The following is a 19,689-nucleotide window of genomic DNA, read 5'->3' on the forward strand; positions in this document are numbered from 1 at the left end:
TACCCTGGTAGTCCACGCCGTAAACGATGTCGACTTGGAGGTTGTGCCCTTGAGGCGTGGCTTCCGGAGCTAACGCGTTAAGTCGACCGCCTGGGGAGTACGGCCGCAAGGTTAAAACTCAAATGAATTGACGGGGGCCCGCACAAGCGGTGGAGCATGTGGTTTAATTCGATGCAACGCGAAGAACCTTACCTACTCTTGACATCCAGAGAACTTTCCAGAGATGGATTGGTGCCTTCGGGAACTCTGAGACAGGTGCTGCATGGCTGTCGTCAGCTCGTGTTGTGAAATGTTGGGTTAAGTCCCGCAACGAGCGCAACCCTTATCCTTTGTTGCCAGCGGTCCGGCCGGGAACTCAAAGGAGACTGCCAGTGATAAACTGGAGGAAGGTGGGGATGACGTCAAGTCATCATGGCCCTTACGAGTAGGGCTACACACGTGCTACAATGGCGCATACAAAGAGAAGCGACCTCGCGAGAGCAAGCGGACCTCATAAAGTGCGTCGTAGTCCGGATTGGAGTCTGCAACTCGACTCCATGAAGTCGGAATCGCTAGTAATCGTGGATCAGAATGCCACGGTGAATACGTTCCCGGGCCTTGTACACACCGCCCGTCACACCATGGGAGTGGGTTGCAAAAGAAGTAGGTAGCTTAACCTTCGGGAGGGCGCTTACCACTTTGTGATTCATGACTGGGGTGAAGTCGTAACAAGGTAACCGTAGGGGAACCTGCGGTTGGATCACCTCCTTACCTTAAAGAACCTGCCTTTGCAGTGCTCACACAGATTGTCTGATGAAAAACAGCAGTAAAAAACCTCTACAGGCTTGTAGCTCAGGTGGTTAGAGCGCACCCCTGATAAGGGTGAGGTCGGTGGTTCAAGTCCACTCAGGCCTACCAAATTTTTGCTGATGCTGCGTTGCGGCGACACTCACATACCTGAGTATGCTTCGTGTCACCACGCCTTGCCTCAACAAAAATTACCGGTACAGAGGTGACTACGATGGGGCTATAGCTCAGCTGGGAGAGCGCCTGCCTTGCACGCAGGAGGTCTGCGGTTCGATCCCGCATAGCTCCACCATCTTTTACTGCGAACACAAGAAAACTTCAGAGTGAACCTGAAAAGGTGCACTGCGAAGTTTTGCTCTTTAAAAATCTGGATCAAGCTGAAAATTGAAACGACACACAGCTCATGTGTGTTCGAGTCTCTCAAATTTTCGCAATCAGAAGTGAAACATCTTCGGGTTGTGAGGTTAAGCGACTAAGCGTACACGGTGGATGCCCTGGCAGTCAGAGGCGATGAAGGACGTGCTAATCTGCGAAAAGCGCCGGCGAGGTGATATGAACCCTTGACCCGGCGATGTCCGAATGGGGAAACCCAGTGTGTTCCGACACACTATCGTTAACTGAATACATAGGTTAACGAGGCGAACCGGGGGAACTGAAACATCTAAGTACCCCGAGGAAAAGAAATCAACCGAGATTCCCCCAGTAGCGGCGAGCGAACGGGGAGCAGCCCGGAGTCTGAATCAGCTTGTGTGTTAGTGGAACGGTCTGGAAAGTCCGACGGTACAGGGTGATAGTCCCGTACACGAAAGCACACAGGCTGTGAACTCGAAGAGTAGGGCGGGACACGTGGTATCCTGTCTGAATATGGGGGGACCATCCTCCAAGGCTAAATACTCCTGACTGACCGATAGTGAACCAGTACCGTGAGGGAAAGGCGAAAAGAACCCCGGCGAGGGGAGTGAAAAAGAACCTGAAACCGTGTACGTACAAGCAGTGGGAGCCTCTTTATGGGGTGACTGCGTACCTTTTGTATAATGGGTCAGCGACTTATATTCTGTAGCAAGGTTAACCGTATAGGGGAGCCGAAGGGAAACCGAGTCTTAACTGGGCGTTAAGTTGCAGGGTATAGACCCGAAACCCGGTGATCTAGCCATGGGCAGGTTGAAGGTTGGGTAACACTAACTGGAGGACCGAACCGACTAATGTTGAAAAATTAGCGGATGACCTGTGGCTGGGGGTGAAAGGCCAATCAAACCGGGAGATAGCTGGTTCTCCCCGAAAGCTATTTAGGTAGCGCCTCGTGAACTCATCTTCGGGGGTAGAGCACTGTTTCGGCTAGGGGGCCATCCCGGCTTACCAACCCGATGCAAACTACGAATACCGAAGAATGTTATCACGGGAGACACACGGCGGGTGCTAACGTCCGTCGTGAAGAGGGAAACAACCCAGACCGCCAGCTAAGGTCCCAAAGTCATGGTTAAGTGGGAAACGATGTGGGAAGGCACAGACAGCCAGGATGTTGGCTTAGAAGCAGCCATCATTTAAAGAAAGCGTAATAGCTCACTGGTCGAGTCGGCCTGCGCGGAAGATGTAACGGGGCTAAACCATGCACCGAAGCTGCGGCAGCGACACTATGTGTTGTTGGGTAGGGGAGCGTTCTGTAAGCCGTTGAAGGTGTGCTGTGAGGCATGCTGGAGGTATCAGAAGTGCGAATGCTGACATAAGTAACGATAAAGCGGGTGAAAAGCCCGCTCGCCGGAAGACCAAGGGTTCCTGTCCAACGTTAATCGGGGCAGGGTGAGTCGACCCCTAAGGCGAGGCCGAAAGGCGTAGTCGATGGGAAACAGGTTAATATTCCTGTACTTGGTGTTACTGCGAAGGGGGGACGGAGAAGGCTATGTCAGCCGGGCGACGGTTGTCCCGGTTTAAGCATGTAGGCGGAGGTTCCAGGTAAATCCGGTACCTTTTAACGCTGAGGTGTGATGACGAGGCACTACGGTGCTGAAGTGATAAATGCCCTGCTTCCAGGAAAAGCCTCTAAGCATCAGGTAACACGAAATCGTACCCCAAACCGACACAGGTGGTCAGGTAGAGAATACCAAGGCGCTTGAGAGAACTCGGGTGAAGGAACTAGGCAAAATGGTGCCGTAACTTCGGGAGAAGGCACGCTGATAGGTAGGTGAAGTCCCTGCGGACGGAGCTGAAATCAGTCGAAGATACCAGCTGGCTGCAACTGTTTATTAAAAACACAGCACTGTGCAAACACGAAAGTGGACGTATACGGTGTGACGCCTGCCCGGTGCCGGAAGGTTAATTGATGGGGTTAGCGGCAACGCGAAGCTCTTGATCGAAGCCCCGGTAAACGGCGGCCGTAACTATAACGGTCCTAAGGTAGCGAAATTCCTTGTCGGGTAAGTTCCGACCTGCACGAATGGCGTAATGATGGCCAGGCTGTCTCCACCCGAGACTCAGTGAAATTGAACTCGCTGTGAAGATGCAGTGTACCCGCGGCAAGACGGAAAGACCCCGTGAACCTTTACTATAGCTTGACACTGAACACTGGTCCTTGATGTGTAGGATAGGTGGGAGGCTTTGAAGCGTGGACGCCAGTCTGCGTGGAGCCATCCTTGAAATACCACCCTTTAATGGCTGGTGTTCTAACGTAGACCCGTGATCCGGGTTGCGGACAGTGTCTGGTGGGTAGTTTGACTGGGGCGGTCTCCTCCCAAAGAGTAACGGAGGAGCACGAAGGTTGGCTAATCCTGGTCGGACATCAGGAGGTTAGTGCAATGGCATAAGCCAGCTTGACTGCGAGCGTGACGGCGCGAGCAGGTGCGAAAGCAGGTCATAGTGATCCGGTGGTTCTGAATGGAAGGGCCATCGCTCAACGGATAAAAGGTACTCCGGGGATAACAGGCTGATACCGCCCAAGAGTTCATATCGACGGCGGTGTTTGGCACCTCGATGTCGGCTCATCACATCCTGGGGCTGAAGTAGGTCCCAAGGGTATGGCTGTTCGCCATTTAAAGTGGTACGCGAGCTGGGTTTAGAACGTCGTGAGACAGTTCGGTCCCTATCTGCCGTGGGCGCTGGAGAATTGAGGGGGGCTGCTCCTAGTACGAGAGGACCGGAGTGGACGCATCACTGGTGTTCGGGTTGTCATGCCAATGGCACTGCCCGGTAGCTAAATGCGGAAGAGATAAGTGCTGAAAGCATCTAAGCACGAAACTTGCCCCGAGATGAGTTCTCCCTGAGACTTTAAGTCTCCTGAAGGAACGTTGAAGACGACGACGTTGATAGGTCGGGTGTGTAAGCGCAGCGATGCGTTGAGCTAACCGATACTAATGAACCGTGAGGCTTAACCTTACAACGCCGAAGATGTTTTGGCGAACGAGAGACAGACACGATTTTCAGCTTAGATTCAGAGTCCTAAGGATTTTGCGCTGAGACAAGGCGGCAAACGAAGGAAAGGAAGGAGCATACTGAGGTATGTGACTGACTTTACGAGAGCAGCCAACGCAGTATCAGTGCGAAAGACACAGGACAGAGCACAAGAATTTGCCTGGCGGCTTTAGCGCGGTGGTCCCACCTGACCCCATGCCGAACTCAGAAGTGAAACGCCGTAGCGCCGATGGTAGTGTGGGGTCTCCCCATGTGAGAGTAGGGAACTGCCAGGCATCAAATTAAGTAGTAAGCCGGTGCATTAATCCGGTGGTTACAGAAGTATTCGGTGGAGCGGTAGTTCAGTCGGTTAGAATACCTGCCTGTCACGCAGGGGGTCGCGGGTTCGAGTCCCGTCCGTTCCGCCACTTATTAAAAGCCCTGAGCTAACGCTCAGGGCTTTTTTCTTATCTGTCATTTGATTGTTGCGAAATTAGCAAAAATCCTCTGCGTTTTACGATCTTTTTCGTCATAACAACTACAGCGATAATCTTCCTCAGTTTACGAACATAACGATTGAGGAATCATATGACTATCCCTGCACTGGGTCTGGGCACTTTTCGCCTGAAAGACGATGTTGTTATTGCATCTGTTAAAACCGCACTCGAGTTGGGCTATCGTGCTATTGATACGGCGCAGATTTATGATAACGAAGCTGCCGTAGGCCAGGCCATCGAAGAGAGTGGCGTACCGCGCGACGAACTTTTCGTCACCACTAAAATCTGGATTGAGAATCTCAGCAAAGACAAGCTGATCCCAAGCCTGAAGGAAAGTCTGAAAAAGCTGCGTACTGATTATGTTGATCTGACGCTGATCCACTGGCCATCTCCTGATGATGCCGTCTCTGTGGAAGAGTTTATGCAAGCGCTGCTGGAAGCAAAAGAGCAAGGCTTAACGCGTGAAATTGGCATCTCTAACTTCACCATCCCGTTGATGGAAAGGGCCATCGCCGCAGTGGGTAAAGAGAATATTGCCACCAACCAAATTGAACTCTCTCCTTACCTGCAAAACCGCAAAGTCGTGGACTGGGCGAAACAGCATAGTATTCACATCACCTCGTACATGACGCTGGCATATGGTAAGGCGCTGAAAGATGAAGTGATTGCGCGCATCGCTGAGAAACACAATGCGACAGCCGCACAGGTGATCCTGGCATGGGCGATGGGTGAGGGCTATGCCGTGATCCCGTCTTCAACCAAACGTGAAAACCTGGCAAGTAACCTGTTAGCGCGGGATCTCCAGCTTGATGATGAAGATAAAAACGCGATCGCTGCACTGGAATGCAACGATCGTCTTGTCAGCCCGGAAGGGTTAGCACCAGACTGGGATTAATAAAAACCCTCCCTCTGTACCTTTAAACCCTCACACAGCTCCTCCGGGAGCTGTTTTTATATGTTCGCTAAGGAAGTCGATAAAAGCGCGTATGCGCGTACTTACCGCTCTGTCACTGTAATACACTGCGCTAAAAGGCATCTCTACAGGTAAGCGTTTGTCAGCCATCAGTTCTACAAGCTGACCCGCAGCTATTTCCTTATCAATCATATAGTCTGATAAACAGGCGATCCCATTTCCTTCAAGACAAAGCTGTTTCAGCGTTTCTCCGCTATTAGACGAAAGTCCGCAGGTGATCTCATGAAGTTGTCCGTCATGACAGGCTACGGGCCAGGTGTTCAGCGAGACAGGTTCCGTAAAGCCCAGGCACAGGTGCTGCTTCAGCTCCTCAACGGTCTCCGGTTTGCCATGCTCTGCAATATATTGCGGTGACGCGATAATTTTGCGATAGCTGGTGAACAGAGGGCGAGCGCGTAAGCTTGAATCCGTCAGGGTTCCGGCGCGGATCGCCACATCCACTTTACGCTCAATAAGATTGATAAACGTTTCCGAGGAGACCAGAGACAGGGTCATCTCCGGGTAGCGCTCACGAAAGGGCTTAATCAGCGGCATCAAAAAATGAAGCACGACCGGCGTAGCCGCATCGATGCGCAGCAATCCGCGCGGGGTGCTGCGCGATTCCATTATTTCCGTTTCTGCCGCCGCCATCTCCTGCAAAACGGACTGCACGCGTCGAAAATAACGTTCACCTTCTTCCGTCAGGCTGAGCTGCCGCGTTGTCCTATTAAGCAGACTCACTCCGAGCTTCATCTCCAGCTTTTTCACCGAGCGGCTAATGGCGGAGTTCGCCTGCCCGAGCTGTTCGGCCGCACGGCTGAAGCTGCCGCTTTCAACAACGGCAACAAAGATAGTCAGTTCTTCCGATGTGGCTTTCATTATTGCATCATCCGCAAAATTCTATTGAGATTCTAACCATTTTTGTTATTTAAACACTGGCGCATACTGCCTGTCATCTTAATCCTGAAGAGACGGAGTATTTATGCCACTGGCGCTTCTTGCCCTGACGATCAGTGCCTTCGCAATTGGCACGACCGAATTTGTTATTGTAGGACTTGTTCCCACCATTGCTGAACAACTCGCCATTTCGCTGCCTTCTGCCGGGCTGCTGGTATCTATTTACGCGTTAGGCGTCGCTGTTGGGGCGCCTGTGCTGACCGCATTGACTGGGCGCTTTGCGCGTAAAAAACTGTTAGTTGCCCTGATGGTGCTCTTCACCGCCGGCAATATTCTGGCGTGGCAGGCTCCGGACTACACCACTCTGGTCATCGCCCGTTTGCTGACTGGCCTCGCGCACGGTGTCTTCTTCTCCATCGGTTCCACGATTGCAACCAGCCTGGTGCCAAAAGAGAAAGCGGCGTCAGCCATTGCGATTATGTTTGGCGGCTTAACCGTTGCGCTGGTCACCGGCGTGCCGTTAGGAACGTTTATTGGGCAACATTTTGGCTGGCGAGAAACCTTCCTCGCGGTATCGCTGTTGGGCGTGATTGCTCTGGTAGCCAGCCTGCTGCTGGTACCCTCCAGTATTCCGGGGCGCGCGACCGCCAGCCTGAGCGATCAGGTTAAGGTTCTCACACACCCGCGCCTGCTGCTGATCTATGCCGTTACGGCTCTGGGTTATGGAGGTGTGTTCACTGCGTTCACTTTCCTTGCACCGATGATGCAGGAACTGGCTGGTTTTTCTCCGGGCGCAGTGAGCTGGATTTTACTGGGCTACGGTATCTCCGTCGCAATCGGCAATATCTGGGGCGGCAAACTTGCGGATAAGCATGGTGCGGTACCGGCGCTGAAATTCATTTTCGCCGCGCTGGTTGTCCTGCTGATGATTTTCCAGTTCACCGCGTCGATACAATACGCCGCGCTGGTAACCGTGTTGGTTATGGGAATATTCGCGTTTGGTAACGTACCGGGATTGCAGGTCTATGTTGTACAGAAAGCCGAACGCTATACGCCCAATGCGGTGGATGTCGCATCCGGCCTGAATATCGCCGCATTCAATATCGGCATCGCACTCGGATCGGTTATCGGCGGGCAGACGGTTGAACACGTTGGATTAACCCAAACGCCATGGATTGGTGCGGTAATTGTGCTTGTCGCTTTCCTCCTTATTGGTCTGAGTGGACGGCTTGATAAACCCGCTCGTGTCGCGCTTGGGTAAGTATCAGTAAGTGCTTGCTTACAAAACTGGAAAGCGGTTTCTCAGTAATTGCGTTGAAAGTGTGACCTAAAATCCCTATAACATTAGAACCAGTCCGTTTTCCGGGCTGGTTCATGTTACAGAGGCCGTTTCCAAAAGTGCGAAAAAATACCTATGCCATGCGTTATGTTGCCGGAATGCCCGCGGAGAGGATCTTGCCTCCGGGGTCGTTTGCGAGCCTGGGTCAGGCATTACCAGCGGGTACGCCATTAAGCAGTGACGAAAAAATTCGCGTACTGGTGTGGAACATCTTTAAACAACAGCGTGCGGAGTGGTTATCCGTACTTCAAAATTTTGGTAAAGATGCGCATCTGGTTCTGTTACAGGAGGCGCAAACCACGCCTGAGCTGGTCAGGTTTGCAACGACAAACTATCTTGCAGCCGATCAGGTGCCTGCCTTTGTTCTGCCACAGCATCCTTCTGGGGTGATGACCCTTTCAGCCGCACATCCGGTCTATTGCTGCCCGCTGCGTGAACGTGAGCCGATCCTGCGTCTGGCAAAATCGGCGCTGGTCACAGTCTATCCGTTGCCCGACACCCGTCTGCTGATGGTGGTAAACATTCATGCGGTGAACTTCAGCCTCGGTGTTGATGTGTACAGTAAGCAGTTACTTCCCATTGGCGATCAGATTGCTCATCACAGTGGGCCGATCATTATGGCAGGGGACTTCAATGCCTGGAGCCGTCCGCGTATGAACGCGTTGTACCGCTTCGCGCGTGAAATGTCGCTGCGTGAAGTTCGTTTTAACGATGACCAGCGCAAGAAAGCGTTTGGTCGTCCTCTCGATTTTGTCTTCTATCGGGGTTTAAGCGTGCACGACGCCTCCGTTCTGGTGACGCGCGCCTCCGATCATAATCCTCTACTAGTTGAATTCAGTCCCGGCAAACCTGATAAATAATGGTGCGTCAGGTCTGCCGTGGGGCAGGCCTGTGCGGGTGCTGCCCTTTATTTTTTAACCCATAAAAGGACAGCAACATGACAACAACACACTCCCATCATGACAACGTCGAAAAACAGTTTGGTTCGCAGGCAAGTGCCTACCTGAGCAGCGCCGTGCACGCCTCTGGCCGCGACCTGGTGCGTCTCGGCGAGCGGCTCGCCGCGTTTCCTGACGCGCACGTGCTGGACTTAGGCTGCGGGGCAGGGCATGCCAGTTTTACCGCCGCAGAGCAGGTTGCTCAGGTGACGGCGTATGACTTATCGAGCCAGATGCTCGATGTGGTCGCTGAAGCGGCGAAAGCGAAAGGACTGAATAACGTCACGACGCGCCAGGGCTACGCTGAATCATTACCCTTTGAGGATGCATCGTTTGAGGTTGTGATTAGCCGTTACTCTGCACACCACTGGCATGATGTGGGGCAGGCATTACGGGAAGTGAAACGCGTACTCAAACCGGGCGGAATCTTCATCATCATGGACGTGATGTCTCCCGGACATCCGGTACGAAATATCTGGCTCCAGACGGTTGAAGCGCTGCGTGATACCTCGCACGTGCAAAACTACTCCAGTGGAGAGTGGCTTACGTTTATCACCGAAGCCGGCTTGATTTCACGCTCATTGATAACCGACCGTTTGCCGCTGGAGTTTGCGTCATGGATTGCGCGGATGCGCACCCCCGAGGCATTAACTCAGGCGATCCGATTGTACCAGGAGAGCGCCTCTGCTGATGTGAAGGCGTACTTTGAGCTGCATGACGATGGTTCGTTTACTAGCGACACCATTATGGCTGAAGCGCAAAAAGCAGGATAAACAAAAAAGGCACCGAGGGGAATCGGTGCCTTTTTAACAAGCGAACGTACTATCAGGAATCTGGCGTAGCGCTGTTTTTCACAAACAACGTCAGCTGGTCGCCAGGTTGCAGGTTGTCAGTATCGTTGTTCCAGCGCATCACATCTTTGATGTTTACGCCGTGACGCTTAGCAATACTGGACAGCGAGTCGCCTTTACGTACGCGATAGGTAATGCTATCGCTGTTTTTAGCGAGACGCTGTGCGCTGCTACCTGCACCTACGTTCAGCGTTTGACCCACTTTCAGACCAGATCCGCGCAGATTATTCCACTGCTGGAGATCTTTCGCATTCACGCCAAGACGTGATGCAATACCTGAAAGCGTATCACCTGAACGCACCTTATAGCTGCGGCTGCTTACAGGCGACGTATCAGCGATCAGCGTGGACTGAACGGCTGCGATTTCACCCGAAGCTAAAGACTCTCGTAACTGTTCCGCATGTTTCTGCGGAACCATCACATAGCGTGGGCCACTAGCACCCAGCGTGGAGCCTTTAACACCTGCATTAAAGGTTTTAAGCTTACTTACCGACATACCCGTCATATCGGCAACCTGTTGAATATCAACCGGGCTGCTGAGGCGGACACGCGCCAGTGCACGACTTTCGTCTGGTGTTGGCAGTTGTACACCGTAACGTTTGCTGTTCTTGAGAATGTCACTCAGTGCCAGCATTTTCGGTACGTAAATCTTTGTTTCCTGTGGCAGTGAGAGCGACCAGAAGTCTGTGGATTTTCCACGCGCTTTATTCGCTTTCATTGCCTTCAGTACACGACCTTCACCACTGTTATACGCCGCGACAGTCAATAACCAGTCGCCGTCAAACATCTTGTTCAGACGTTGCATCATGTCGAGAGCGGCTGTCGTTGAAGCGACAACATCACGACGCGCATCGTAGTTGCGGGTCTGCTTTAAACCATAATTTCGCCCTGTGCTCGGAATGATCTGCCAGATGCCTGCTGCATTGGCGCCAGACGTCGCGTGCGGGTCAAAAGCGCTCTCCACTATGGGTAGTAGTACCAGTTCCATAGGCATGTTACGTTTCTTAACTTGCCCGGCTATCCAGTACATATACGGCTCTGCCCGTAATGTTACATCGTGGAGATAGCTCTTATTTCTCAAATACTTCTGTTTCTGTTCGCGAATCCGGCTGTTTTCCGGAATTCCCATCTTTAGCTCGTCGCCAATAGAGGCCCACAAGTCTTGTTCCTGCGCGAAGGATGTCCCATCGTCCAACCATCGCGCCTGACTCGTAAACTTCCCTGCTTCCCCTTGACCAGCCGCAGAAAGGCTCTGTGCGTGCTGTTGTACGTTGCTGCCGTTTTGTGACTGGCAACCTACAAGCAGGACAGAGGCGAGTAATATCGCTTTTGCCTTCATGTGTGTGTCAATAGTTGCTTAAAAGACGAGCGATGATAACGGCGAAATTTTGAAAAGGCAACCCGCAATTATCTGAAGTTATCTTTCTTTGACCTTAACCATGCAAATCGCGCTTCAGGTTGTAACAAATTTGTTTCTTGATTAATTTTATTAATTAAATCAACATCATCAGTTCTTAAAAATAAATTAATTTGTCGTTCATTTTTCAGAATTACGGGGAGTGTTTTTTGGTTTTTTGCACGTAACTCCTTCACTTTCAGGTAATAATCCTGAATCGCCCGATCCTCAGGCAGCACGCTTGCAGCAAACTTCATATTCCCTAATGTATACTCATGTGCGCAACAAATTACGGTGTCGGCTGGAAGCGCATTAATTTTTTGTAAAGATTGATACATCTGTTCTGGCGTGCCTTCAAACAGCCTTCCACAGCCGCCAGAAAACAGCGTGTCGCCACAAAACAGATAAGGTTTGCTGTAGAAACAGAGATGACCGGAAGTGTGACCTGGCGTAGCAAATACGGAAAACTCCCACCCGAGGATGAGGATACTTTCGCCTTCTTCGACAACTTGCGTCGTACCCTTATCCTGTGTCTCTGCCGGTCCGTAGACGGGAAGATGAGGATAGCGCGCAAGGAGATCGGGAACACCGCCGACATGATCGTGATGGTGATGGGTAAGTAGGATCGCTTCAGGCTGCCAGCCGTTTTCTTTTATCGCGTGCAGGATCGGTGCGGATTCGCCTGGATCAACAATGATGCATCTGCGATCGTCGTCGACTAAAACCCAGATGTAATTGTCCTGAAAGGCGGAAATACTGATAAGATTCATGCATTACCTCTTATAGCGTGGCGGGTGTTTTGATGAAACCGGCAAGGATACCTCAGACTGTCGCACCACCGGAACGTTGGGCAGAGTTGCCCTGGGGTGAATATTATCGCGAGGCCTTAGAACTTCAGCTTAAACCCTGGCTCGCGAAAATGTATGGTTTTCACCTGCTTAAGATTGGCAATCTGAGCGCAGAAATCAATACCGAAAGCTGCGCTATCTCGCATCAGGTTAGCGTATCGCTTAATGGCTCCCCGGTTCAGGTGAAAGCGGATCCGCTGCATTTGCCGTTTGCGGAAAAATCCATTGATGCCTGTCTGCTCGCCCATACGCTGCCCTGGTGCAGCGATCCCCATCGTCTGCTGCGGGAAGCCGACCGCGTTTTGATTGATGACGGCTGGCTGATCCTGAGCGGTTTTAATCCGCTGAGTCTGATGGGGCTACGTAAACTGACGCCCGTTCTGCGCCGCATGCCGCCCTATAACAGCAGGATGTTTACCATGATGCGCCAGCTGGACTGGCTTTCACTGTTAAATTTCGAAGTGCTGAGCTATGGGGGTTTTCAGGTCATCCCCTGGACGCGTAAAGGCGGGGTCTTATTAAGCACCCATTTACCCGCGCTGGGCTGCATGCAATTTATTGTCGCGCGTAAGAGGACGATCCCCCTTACGCTAAACCCAATGAAGCAAAGCAAATCAAAAACGCGGATCCGCCAGACCGTGGGGGCCACGCGGCAATACAAAAAACCGTGATCAGGATTCAGGTTGATAACCTGCATCCTCACGGGTTGGGTTGGATGCCGCCGCGCGAGCCAGCTCGTCACAGCGTTCGTTTTCAGGATGACCGGCGTGCCCCTTTACCCACTCCCATTTGATTTCGTGCTGTCCGAGGGCGGCATCAAGACGCTTCCAGAGATCGACATTCTTGACCGGTTTTTTCTCTGCCGTTTTCCAGCCGCGTTTTTTCCAGTTGTGGATCCATTGGGTAATGCCCTGGCGGACATACTGGCTGTCGGTACTCAGCACCACGTCGCAATGTTCTTTTAACGCTTCCAGCGCCACGATGGCCGCCATCAACTCCATGCGGTTGTTGGTGGTCAGGAAATAGCCTTCACTAAAGGTTTTTTCATGCTGGCGATAGCGCATAATGGCACCATAGCCGCCGGGCCCTGGGTTACCGAGACAAGATCCATCGGTGAAAATTTCTACCTGTTTACGCATCTCTGGTAGACTTCCTGTATTTGAAACGTTCAGTAAAACGATAAGTCTGACATAAATGACCGCTATGAGCACTGCAATTACTCGCCAGATAGTTCTCGATACCGAAACCACCGGTATGAACCAGATTGGCGCCCACTACGAAGGGCATAAAATCATTGAGATTGGTGCCGTTGAAGTGGTGAACCGTCGCCTTACGGGCAACAACTTCCACGTTTACCTCAAACCCGATCGGCTGGTGGACCCGGAAGCGTTCGGCGTTCACGGAATTGCCGATGAGTTTTTGCTGGATAAGCCCACCTTTGCCGACGTCGCAGATGAATTTCTCAACTACATCAGAGGTGCGGAACTTGTCATTCATAACGCGTCGTTCGATATCGGCTTTATGGACTATGAGTTCAGCAAGCTCAACCGTGATATTCCGAAGACGAATACGTTCTGTAAAGTCACGGATAGCCTGGCGCTGGCAAGGAAGATGTTCCCCGGCAAGCGTAACAGCCTTGATGCCCTGTGCTCTCGCTATGAGATAGACAACACCAAGCGAACGCTGCACGGCGCGTTGCTCGATGCCCAGATCCTGGCCGATGTCTACCTGACCATGACCGGCGGGCAAACGTCGATGAAATTCAGTATGGAAAATGAATCCCAGCAGACGCGAGATGAAGGGGGAATTCAGCGCATTGTGCGTCAGGCGAATCGCTTACGGGTCGTTTTAGCCAGTGATGAAGAGTTGATGAATCACGAGTCTCGTCTTGATTTGGTGCAGAAGAAGGGCGGGAGCTGTCTGTGGCGCGCCTGAAAAGGTGCCGAAACGTTTGTTAATTCATCGTTTGGGTGATTTTTGCAGCAAACGATTCAAAAGTTAAGAAAAAGCGTTGACGAGTTCAGAGTCAAACCGTAATATTCGCCTCGTTCCCCACACGGGAACAGTGGAGCGGTAGTTCAGTCGGTTAGAATACCTGCCTGTCACGCAGGGGGTCGCGGGTTCGAGTCCCGTCCGTTCCGCCACTATTCAGGCCCACGTTACTTGTAACGTGGGCCTTTTTGTTTTTCCTCTTTCTCATGTTTTCCTTAATTTCTGCTCTGGCACATCTGCTGAAAATCATATTTATACCATTCTGTTTTTTGTATTTAATCAATTCTAATCCGCTTAAAAATAGTGTAGGTTAATTACATCATTTCCCTCCTCTTATAATTCTGTTTTCACGTCATTCTTAATAACCCTCTGGTGTTAACTATTCTTAATCCTGCGTAGATTCTCTCGTGGTTTTTTCCTACCTCTATAAAGAAACCAGTCATGCTATTTTTGAGCATCATGTCAATAGACTCTATGGGCGTGAATTATGTAAGGAAGGCATAAGAGCATGGCACTAAAGGATGTATTCACGCCGATGTGCATATGTCCTTAATTTAGCATTGAATTTCACCAAGGACTTTAAGTATGACTGAAAATAAGGTCATTTTAGCGGTCAACAACGGAGACGGTAAAACGCGGTTGTTGACAGCAGATGCAGGCCGTACGGTTAAGGTAAAGCTTATCTCCGGCAATAAATATTTGCTGAAAAATGTGAATGACGACTTTGCGCCAGAAAATATTACGCTTCAACGCGTTGGCAAAGCGTTACATATTATTCAGGAAGGCGACACACAGCCCAGCATTATTATTGAAAATTATTTTGACGGCGATTCGAAAAACCCAACCCTGATGGGTATGGCCGAAGATGGATTGCTTTATGCCTATATCCCTTTGTCTGGTGAAAGCTACGATAATGGCTATCTCATGGCTGAAGGTGGTCTGGCTCCGGTTGCCCTGGGCGGTGAACCGTTAGGCGCCGGTGGGCCTCTTTTGTCTGCCCCGGACGACGAAAATGACATGCTGTTTGGCATGTTAGGGTGGTTTGCGCTTGCGGCGGCAGGTGTTGGCGCTGCGTTTGCTCTGTCCGAACTGGACAAGGATGAAAGCGATAGCCAGCCCGCCCCCGAAAAACCGAGCATTGGCAAGGCTGTGGATGATGAAGGCTCGATTAAAGGACCGCTTAAGTCCGGAGACGTGACTGATGACTCAACGCCTTCATTAATCGGTAAAGGCAAGCCGGGCGATACCATCCATATCATCGATAATGATAAGGAAATTGGCTCCGTCATCGTCGACGACGAAGGCGAATGGAGCTATACGCCGGATAAGCCGCTGGGCGAAGGTGAACATGACCTCTCCGTTGTGGTTGAAGATCCGGACGGCAACATGAGCCCGCCGTCTGACCCCATTACCATCGTGGTTGATACCGTTGCGCCAGATGCGCCAACGATTGAGCACATCATGGATAAAGTGGGTAAAGTCACCGGCGAGATCCTTGAAGACGCTTACACCGACGATCCAAAACCGGAGATGAGCGGTACCGGTGAAGCGGGCGCGACGATTACCATTTACGATAACGGTAAAAAGATCGGCGAAACCAGCGTTAACGACGACGGTCGTTGGTATTTCAAACCTTCAGAAAACCTGACTGACGGCAACCACAGCATCACGGTTAGCCAGACGGATAAAGCGGGTAACGTCAGCGAGCCTTCTGATGAACGTGATTTTATTGTTCTGACGGAACCTCCGGGGAAAGCAGAAACGCCGTCAGTTATTGACGACAACGGTCCGGTAACGGGTCCGCTTAAGCCGGGTGACGTGACGGATGACACTAAACCTTCATTCAGCGGTGAAGGCACGCCGGGCAATACCATCGTTATCAAGGATAACGACAAAGAGATCGGCTCCGTTATCGTCGATGACGAAGGGAAGTGGACCTACACGCCTGAGAAAGATCTCAGCGAGGGTGAGCATAACGTTGAGGTGATTGAAGAAGATCCGCTGGGTAATGTCGGCCAACCCTCCGATCCGATCCAGATCATTGTCGATACCACGCCGCCGGCAAGACCGGACAGGGTCTATGCTGAAGATAATACCGGTCCGATTACCGGCCAGCTGAAGGGCGGCGACGTCACTGACGAAACGCGTCCGGTATTCAGCGGTAAAGGTGAACCGGGCGACACCGTGACCATTTATGATGGTGATGAAGTTCTGGGCTCTACCGTCATCGATGACGAAGGCAACTGGTCGCTGAAACCGGAGAAACCGCTGGGCGAAGGCGATCACAGCATCACCGTTACGCAAACGGATAAGGCGGGCAATACCAGCGACCCCTCGGAAGCGCTGGAGTTTGAAGTTGACACTACCGCGCCTGATGCTTCAGCAGATGTTCTGAAAATTACCGCCGTAGCGGATGACGTAGGCGATCGTCAGGGCAACGTTGCCAGCGGTGAAATCACCGATGACAGCAAGCCGCTCATTAGCGGTATCGGCGAAGCGGGCAATACCGTCTATGTCTATACCACCGACGCCTCCGGTAAACACCTGATTGGTTCAGCGGTTGTGGGCAGCGATGGCACCTGGAGCCTGACGCCTGAAACCCCACTGACGGAAGGTTTGAACCAGCTGACGCTGGAGACACAGGATCCGGCGGGTAACCGCGTTGCGGGCGATGCACCGTCTTACGACATCAACCTCCTGATCCCGATCAGCACTCAGCCGTCCATCAACAGCGTGGTGGACAATTCAGAACCACACTTTGGCCCGCTGCAAAAAGGCGACGCCACCAACGATACCACGCCAACCCTGAGCGGCAGCGCTGCGCCGGGTGACATCGTGTCGATCCTCGACAACGGTAAGGTGATTGGCTCCGTCACGGCGGACAGCAACGGCAAGTGGACGTTCACTCCGGACGCCGCGCTGGCTGATGGCAAGCACACCTTCACCGTCACTGCGACTGACGCAGCGGGCAACTCGCGCACCAGCGGCAGCTTCCCGATCGTGATTGACACTGCGGCACCATCTCCGGCAGAAAATATCGTTATCAATGATAACGTGGGCGACAAGCAGGGACCGGTAGGTTCAGGCGACACCACAGACGATCAGTCCCCGACCCTGAGTGGCGAAGCCGAGCCGGGCAGCGTGGTGGACATCTATGATAACGACGAGAAGATCGGTTCCGTCATCGTTGATGACGAAGGTAAATGGTCCTATACGCCAGACAAACCGCTGGATAAAGGCGATCATGAGATCACCACTACCGTAACCGATCCGTCTGGCAACACCAGTGAACCGTCGCCGGGGATCTCCTTCACCGTCGACCCTGATCCAAACCAGGTTACCGTGGGTGAAGTGGTGGATGATCAGGGCCCGATCGTGGGCAACCTAAAGCCGGGCACCGTGACCGATGATGTTCGCCCTGAACTGAGCGGTAAAGGTAAGCCAGGCAGCACCGTGACCATTAAAGATGGCGACGACGTGCTGGGCTCCACCGTGGTGGATCCGGACGGCAACTGGACGTTCACGCCAGAGCAGGATCTGGCTGACGGCAATCACAGCCTGACCGTGGTGTCCAAAGATCCGGCGGGTAACGAGGTGACCTCACCGTCCTTCGATATCACCGTCGATGCGACCGCGCCGGAAAAACCTGTGCTGGGATCCGCAACGGATGACGTGGGCACTATTCGCGGCGATCTGAGCAACGGCAGCACCACCGACGACGCAAACCCAACCTTCAACGGCTCTGCAGAGCCGGGCAGCCGTGTCGATATTTACGACAACGGTGAGCATATTGGTTCGACGATTGCGGACGATAAAGGCGCCTGGCAGTTCACGCCAACTACGCCTCTGCCAGAAGGTGAGCACCATATCACCACTACCGCAACGGATGAAGCGGGCAACACCGGTCCGGAATCGGATGATTTTGTGCTGGTGACCGACTACACCCCACCTGTAGCAACCGGCGATGTGCTGAACATTACGTCCGTAATGGATGATGTCGGCGGCCGTCAGGGTAACGTGGCCAGCGGTGAAATCACCGATGACAGCAAACCGGTTATCAATGGTATTGGTGAAGCGGGAAGCACCGTCTTTGTTTACAGCACGGATGCTAACGGCAAACATCTGCTGGGCTCAGCCGTAGTCAACAGTGAAGGCACCTGGACGCTGGCGCTGGATACACCGCTGGTGGAAGGGCTTAATCAGCTGACGCTCGAAACGCAGGATGCCGTTGGTAACCGCGTGGCGGGTGAAGCACCGTCTTATGATATTACCGTTCTGATCCCGGTCAGCACCGAGCCGTCCATCAACAGCGTGGTGGACAACGCCGAGCCGCACGTCGGCCCAATGCAGAAAGGCGAAACCACCAACGACACCACCCCAACCCTGAGCGGCAGCGCTGCACCGGGCGACGTTGTGTCTATCCTCGACAACGGGAAAGTGATTGGCACCGTCAAGGCGGATAGCAGCGGTAAGTGGTCGTTCACCCCGGATACCGCGCTGGCGGATGGTCAGCACACCTTCACCGTCACGGCGACTGACGCAGCGGGCAACGCGCGCACCAGCGGTACCTTCCCGATCGTGATCGATACTGCGGCACCGTCTCCGGCAGAAAATATCGTTATCAATGATAACGTGGGCGACAAGCAGGGGCCGGTAGGCGACGGTGACACCACCGACGACCAGTCTCCAACCCTGAGCGGTGAAGCCGAGCCGGGCAGCGTGGTGGACATCTACGACAACGACGAGAAGATCGGTTCCGTCATCGTTGATGACGAAGGTAAATGGTCCTATACGCCAGACAAGCCTCTGGCTAAAGGCGATCATGAGATCACCACTACCGTGACCGATCCGTCTGGCAACACCAGCGAACCGTCACCGGGGATCTCCTTCACCGTCGATCCGGATCCAAACCAGGTCACCGTGGGCGAAGTGGTGGACGATCAGGGGCCGATCGTGGGTAACCTGAGGCCGGGCAACGTGACCGATGATGCGCGTCCGGAACTGGGCGGTAAAGGCAAGCCGGGCAGCACCGTAACCATCATGGATGGCGACGATGTACTGGGCTCCACCGTGGTGGATCCGGACGGCAACTGGACGTTCACCCCAGAGCAGGATCTGGCCGATGGCGATCACAGCCTGACCGTGATTTCCAAAGACCCGGCCGGAAACGACGTGACCTCTCCATCCTTTGATATCTCTGTCGATACCGTGGCACCGGAAAAACCGGTTGTCGGCCTTGCGACAGATGACGTGGGTTCCAGCCGTGGCGATCTGAGCAGCGGCAGCACCACCGACGATGCGAACCCAACCTTCAAAGGTTCCGCAGAGCCGGGCAGCCGTGTCGATATCTATGATAACGGGGAGCTGATTGGTTCTACCGTGGTGGACGAAAATGGCGGCTGGCAATTTACGCCAACCACCGCGCTGCCAGAGGGTGAGCACCATATCACCACTACCGCAACCGATAAGGCCGGTAACACGGGTCCGGAATCAGATGATTTTGTACTGATCACCGACTACACCGCGCCTGACGCGAGCAAAGTGGCGATCACCGAAGTCTACGACGACGTGAACACCGCAGGCGTGATTGCCTCCGGCGAAGAAACCGACGATAACCGTCCGCTGATCAAGGGTACCGGCGCAGAGCCGGGCAACACCATCACCGTGTACAACGGCGACAAGGTGATTGGCACCGCGACCGTGCAGGCCGACGGCACCTGGTCCCTCGAACCGACCACCCCGCTGCCGGACGGCAGGTACACCCTGACGGCGAAAGAGACCGACGGCGTGGGCAACGTCTCCGGTCCGTCCG

11 protein-coding genes, 4 tRNA genes and 3 rRNA genes are annotated in these 19,689 nt (G+C 53.0%); 14 read left to right on the forward strand and 4 right to left on the reverse strand.

What is annotated here, in order from left to right; all coding sequences use genetic code 11:
* The 7 genes from L384_RS0121090 to dkgB form a co-directional block, all read left to right on the forward strand.
* Positions 1–750: ribosomal RNA gene (locus L384_RS0121090) — 16S ribosomal RNA — on the forward strand; the annotation flags it as partial.
* Between the two features lie 70 nt (positions 751–820).
* Positions 821–897 (forward strand) — tRNA-Ile (locus L384_RS11215).
* Between the two features lie 105 nt (positions 898–1,002).
* Positions 1,003–1,078, forward strand: a tRNA-Ala gene (locus L384_RS11210).
* Positions 1,079–1,248: 170 nt separating this feature from the next.
* Positions 1,249–4,152: ribosomal RNA gene (locus tag L384_RS11205) — 23S ribosomal RNA — on the forward strand.
* Between the two features lie 195 nt (positions 4,153–4,347).
* A 5S ribosomal RNA gene (rrf, locus tag L384_RS11200) occupies positions 4,348–4,463 on the forward strand.
* A gap of 55 nt (positions 4,464–4,518) precedes the next feature.
* Positions 4,519–4,595: transfer RNA gene (locus L384_RS11195), tRNA-Asp, on the forward strand.
* Positions 4,596–4,755: 160 nt separating this feature from the next.
* A complete protein-coding gene (dkgB, locus tag L384_RS11190) occupies positions 4,756–5,559 on the forward strand; it encodes a 2,5-didehydrogluconate reductase DkgB (RefSeq protein ID WP_023315437.1) in 804 nt (267 codons plus the stop codon).
* A gap of 30 nt (positions 5,560–5,589) precedes the next feature.
* Here the strand turns inward: dkgB and yafC are convergent, their stop codons facing one another.
* Positions 5,590–6,495 carry a DNA-binding transcriptional regulator YafC gene (gene yafC / locus L384_RS11185; protein ID WP_015571393.1) on the reverse strand — a complete coding sequence of 302 codons (906 nt, stop codon included), beginning with the start codon at positions 6,493–6,495 and terminating at the stop codon, positions 5,590–5,592.
* A gap of 103 nt (positions 6,496–6,598) precedes the next feature.
* On the opposite strand from yafC, the gene L384_RS11180 reads away from it, so the two are divergent.
* The 3 genes from L384_RS11180 to L384_RS11170 all read left to right on the forward strand — a co-directional run bounded on the left by L384_RS11180 (position 6,599) and on the right by L384_RS11170 (position 9,563).
* A complete protein-coding gene (locus tag L384_RS11180) occupies positions 6,599–7,774 on the forward strand; it encodes an MFS transporter (RefSeq protein ID WP_023324184.1) in 1,176 nt (391 codons plus the stop codon).
* 137 nt (positions 7,775–7,911) lie between these two features.
* Positions 7,912–8,712 carry an endonuclease/exonuclease/phosphatase family protein gene (locus tag L384_RS11175; RefSeq protein ID WP_003863247.1) on the forward strand — a complete coding sequence of 267 codons (801 nt, stop codon included), beginning with the start codon at positions 7,912–7,914 and terminating at the stop codon, positions 8,710–8,712.
* Between the two features lie 77 nt (positions 8,713–8,789).
* The gene (locus L384_RS11170) at positions 8,790–9,563 is read left to right on the forward strand and encodes a class I SAM-dependent methyltransferase (RefSeq protein ID WP_003863245.1); all 774 of its coding nucleotides are present in this window, start codon (positions 8,790–8,792) and stop codon (positions 9,561–9,563) included.
* Between the two features lie 52 nt (positions 9,564–9,615).
* Here L384_RS11170 and mltD read toward each other — a convergent pair whose 3' ends face one another.
* A complete protein-coding gene (gene mltD, locus L384_RS11165; protein ID WP_022650424.1) occupies positions 9,616–10,980 on the reverse strand; it encodes a murein transglycosylase D in 1,365 nt (454 codons plus the stop codon).
* 68 nt (positions 10,981–11,048) lie between these two features.
* On the reverse strand, positions 11,049–11,807 hold the full coding sequence (gloB, locus tag L384_RS11160; protein ID WP_022650425.1) for a hydroxyacylglutathione hydrolase: 759 nt from the start codon (positions 11,805–11,807) through the stop codon (positions 11,049–11,051).
* Positions 11,808–11,839: 32 nt separating this feature from the next.
* Between gloB and L384_RS11155 the strand changes: the two genes are divergently transcribed.
* Positions 11,840–12,556: a class I SAM-dependent methyltransferase gene (locus L384_RS11155; RefSeq protein ID WP_023324185.1), complete on the forward strand. Its 717-nt coding sequence runs from the start codon at positions 11,840–11,842 to the stop codon at positions 12,554–12,556.
* Here the strand turns inward: L384_RS11155 and rnhA are convergent, their stop codons facing one another.
* Positions 12,557–13,135 carry a ribonuclease HI gene (gene rnhA, locus L384_RS11150; RefSeq protein ID WP_162184627.1) on the reverse strand — a complete coding sequence of 193 codons (579 nt, stop codon included), beginning with the start codon at positions 13,133–13,135 and terminating at the stop codon, positions 12,557–12,559.
* On the opposite strand from rnhA, the gene dnaQ reads away from it, so the two are divergent.
* The 3 genes from dnaQ to L384_RS22620 form a co-directional block, all read left to right on the forward strand.
* Complete coding sequence (gene dnaQ / locus L384_RS11145) at positions 13,089–13,820, forward strand: DNA polymerase III subunit epsilon (RefSeq protein WP_072204186.1); 732 nt, start codon at positions 13,089–13,091, stop codon at positions 13,818–13,820. The genes rnhA and dnaQ overlap by 47 nt on opposite strands.
* Positions 13,821–13,952: 132 nt before the next feature.
* Positions 13,953–14,029 (forward strand) — tRNA-Asp (locus L384_RS11140).
* Between the two features lie 433 nt (positions 14,030–14,462).
* On the forward strand, positions 14,463–19,689 hold a 5,227-nt coding region (locus L384_RS22620), incomplete at its 3' end, for an Ig-like domain-containing protein (RefSeq protein ID WP_023324188.1).

The organism is Enterobacter sp. MGH 38, from assembly GCF_000492855.1.
GTDB classification, from domain to species: Bacteria; Pseudomonadota; Gammaproteobacteria; order Enterobacterales; family Enterobacteriaceae; genus Enterobacter; species Enterobacter hormaechei_C.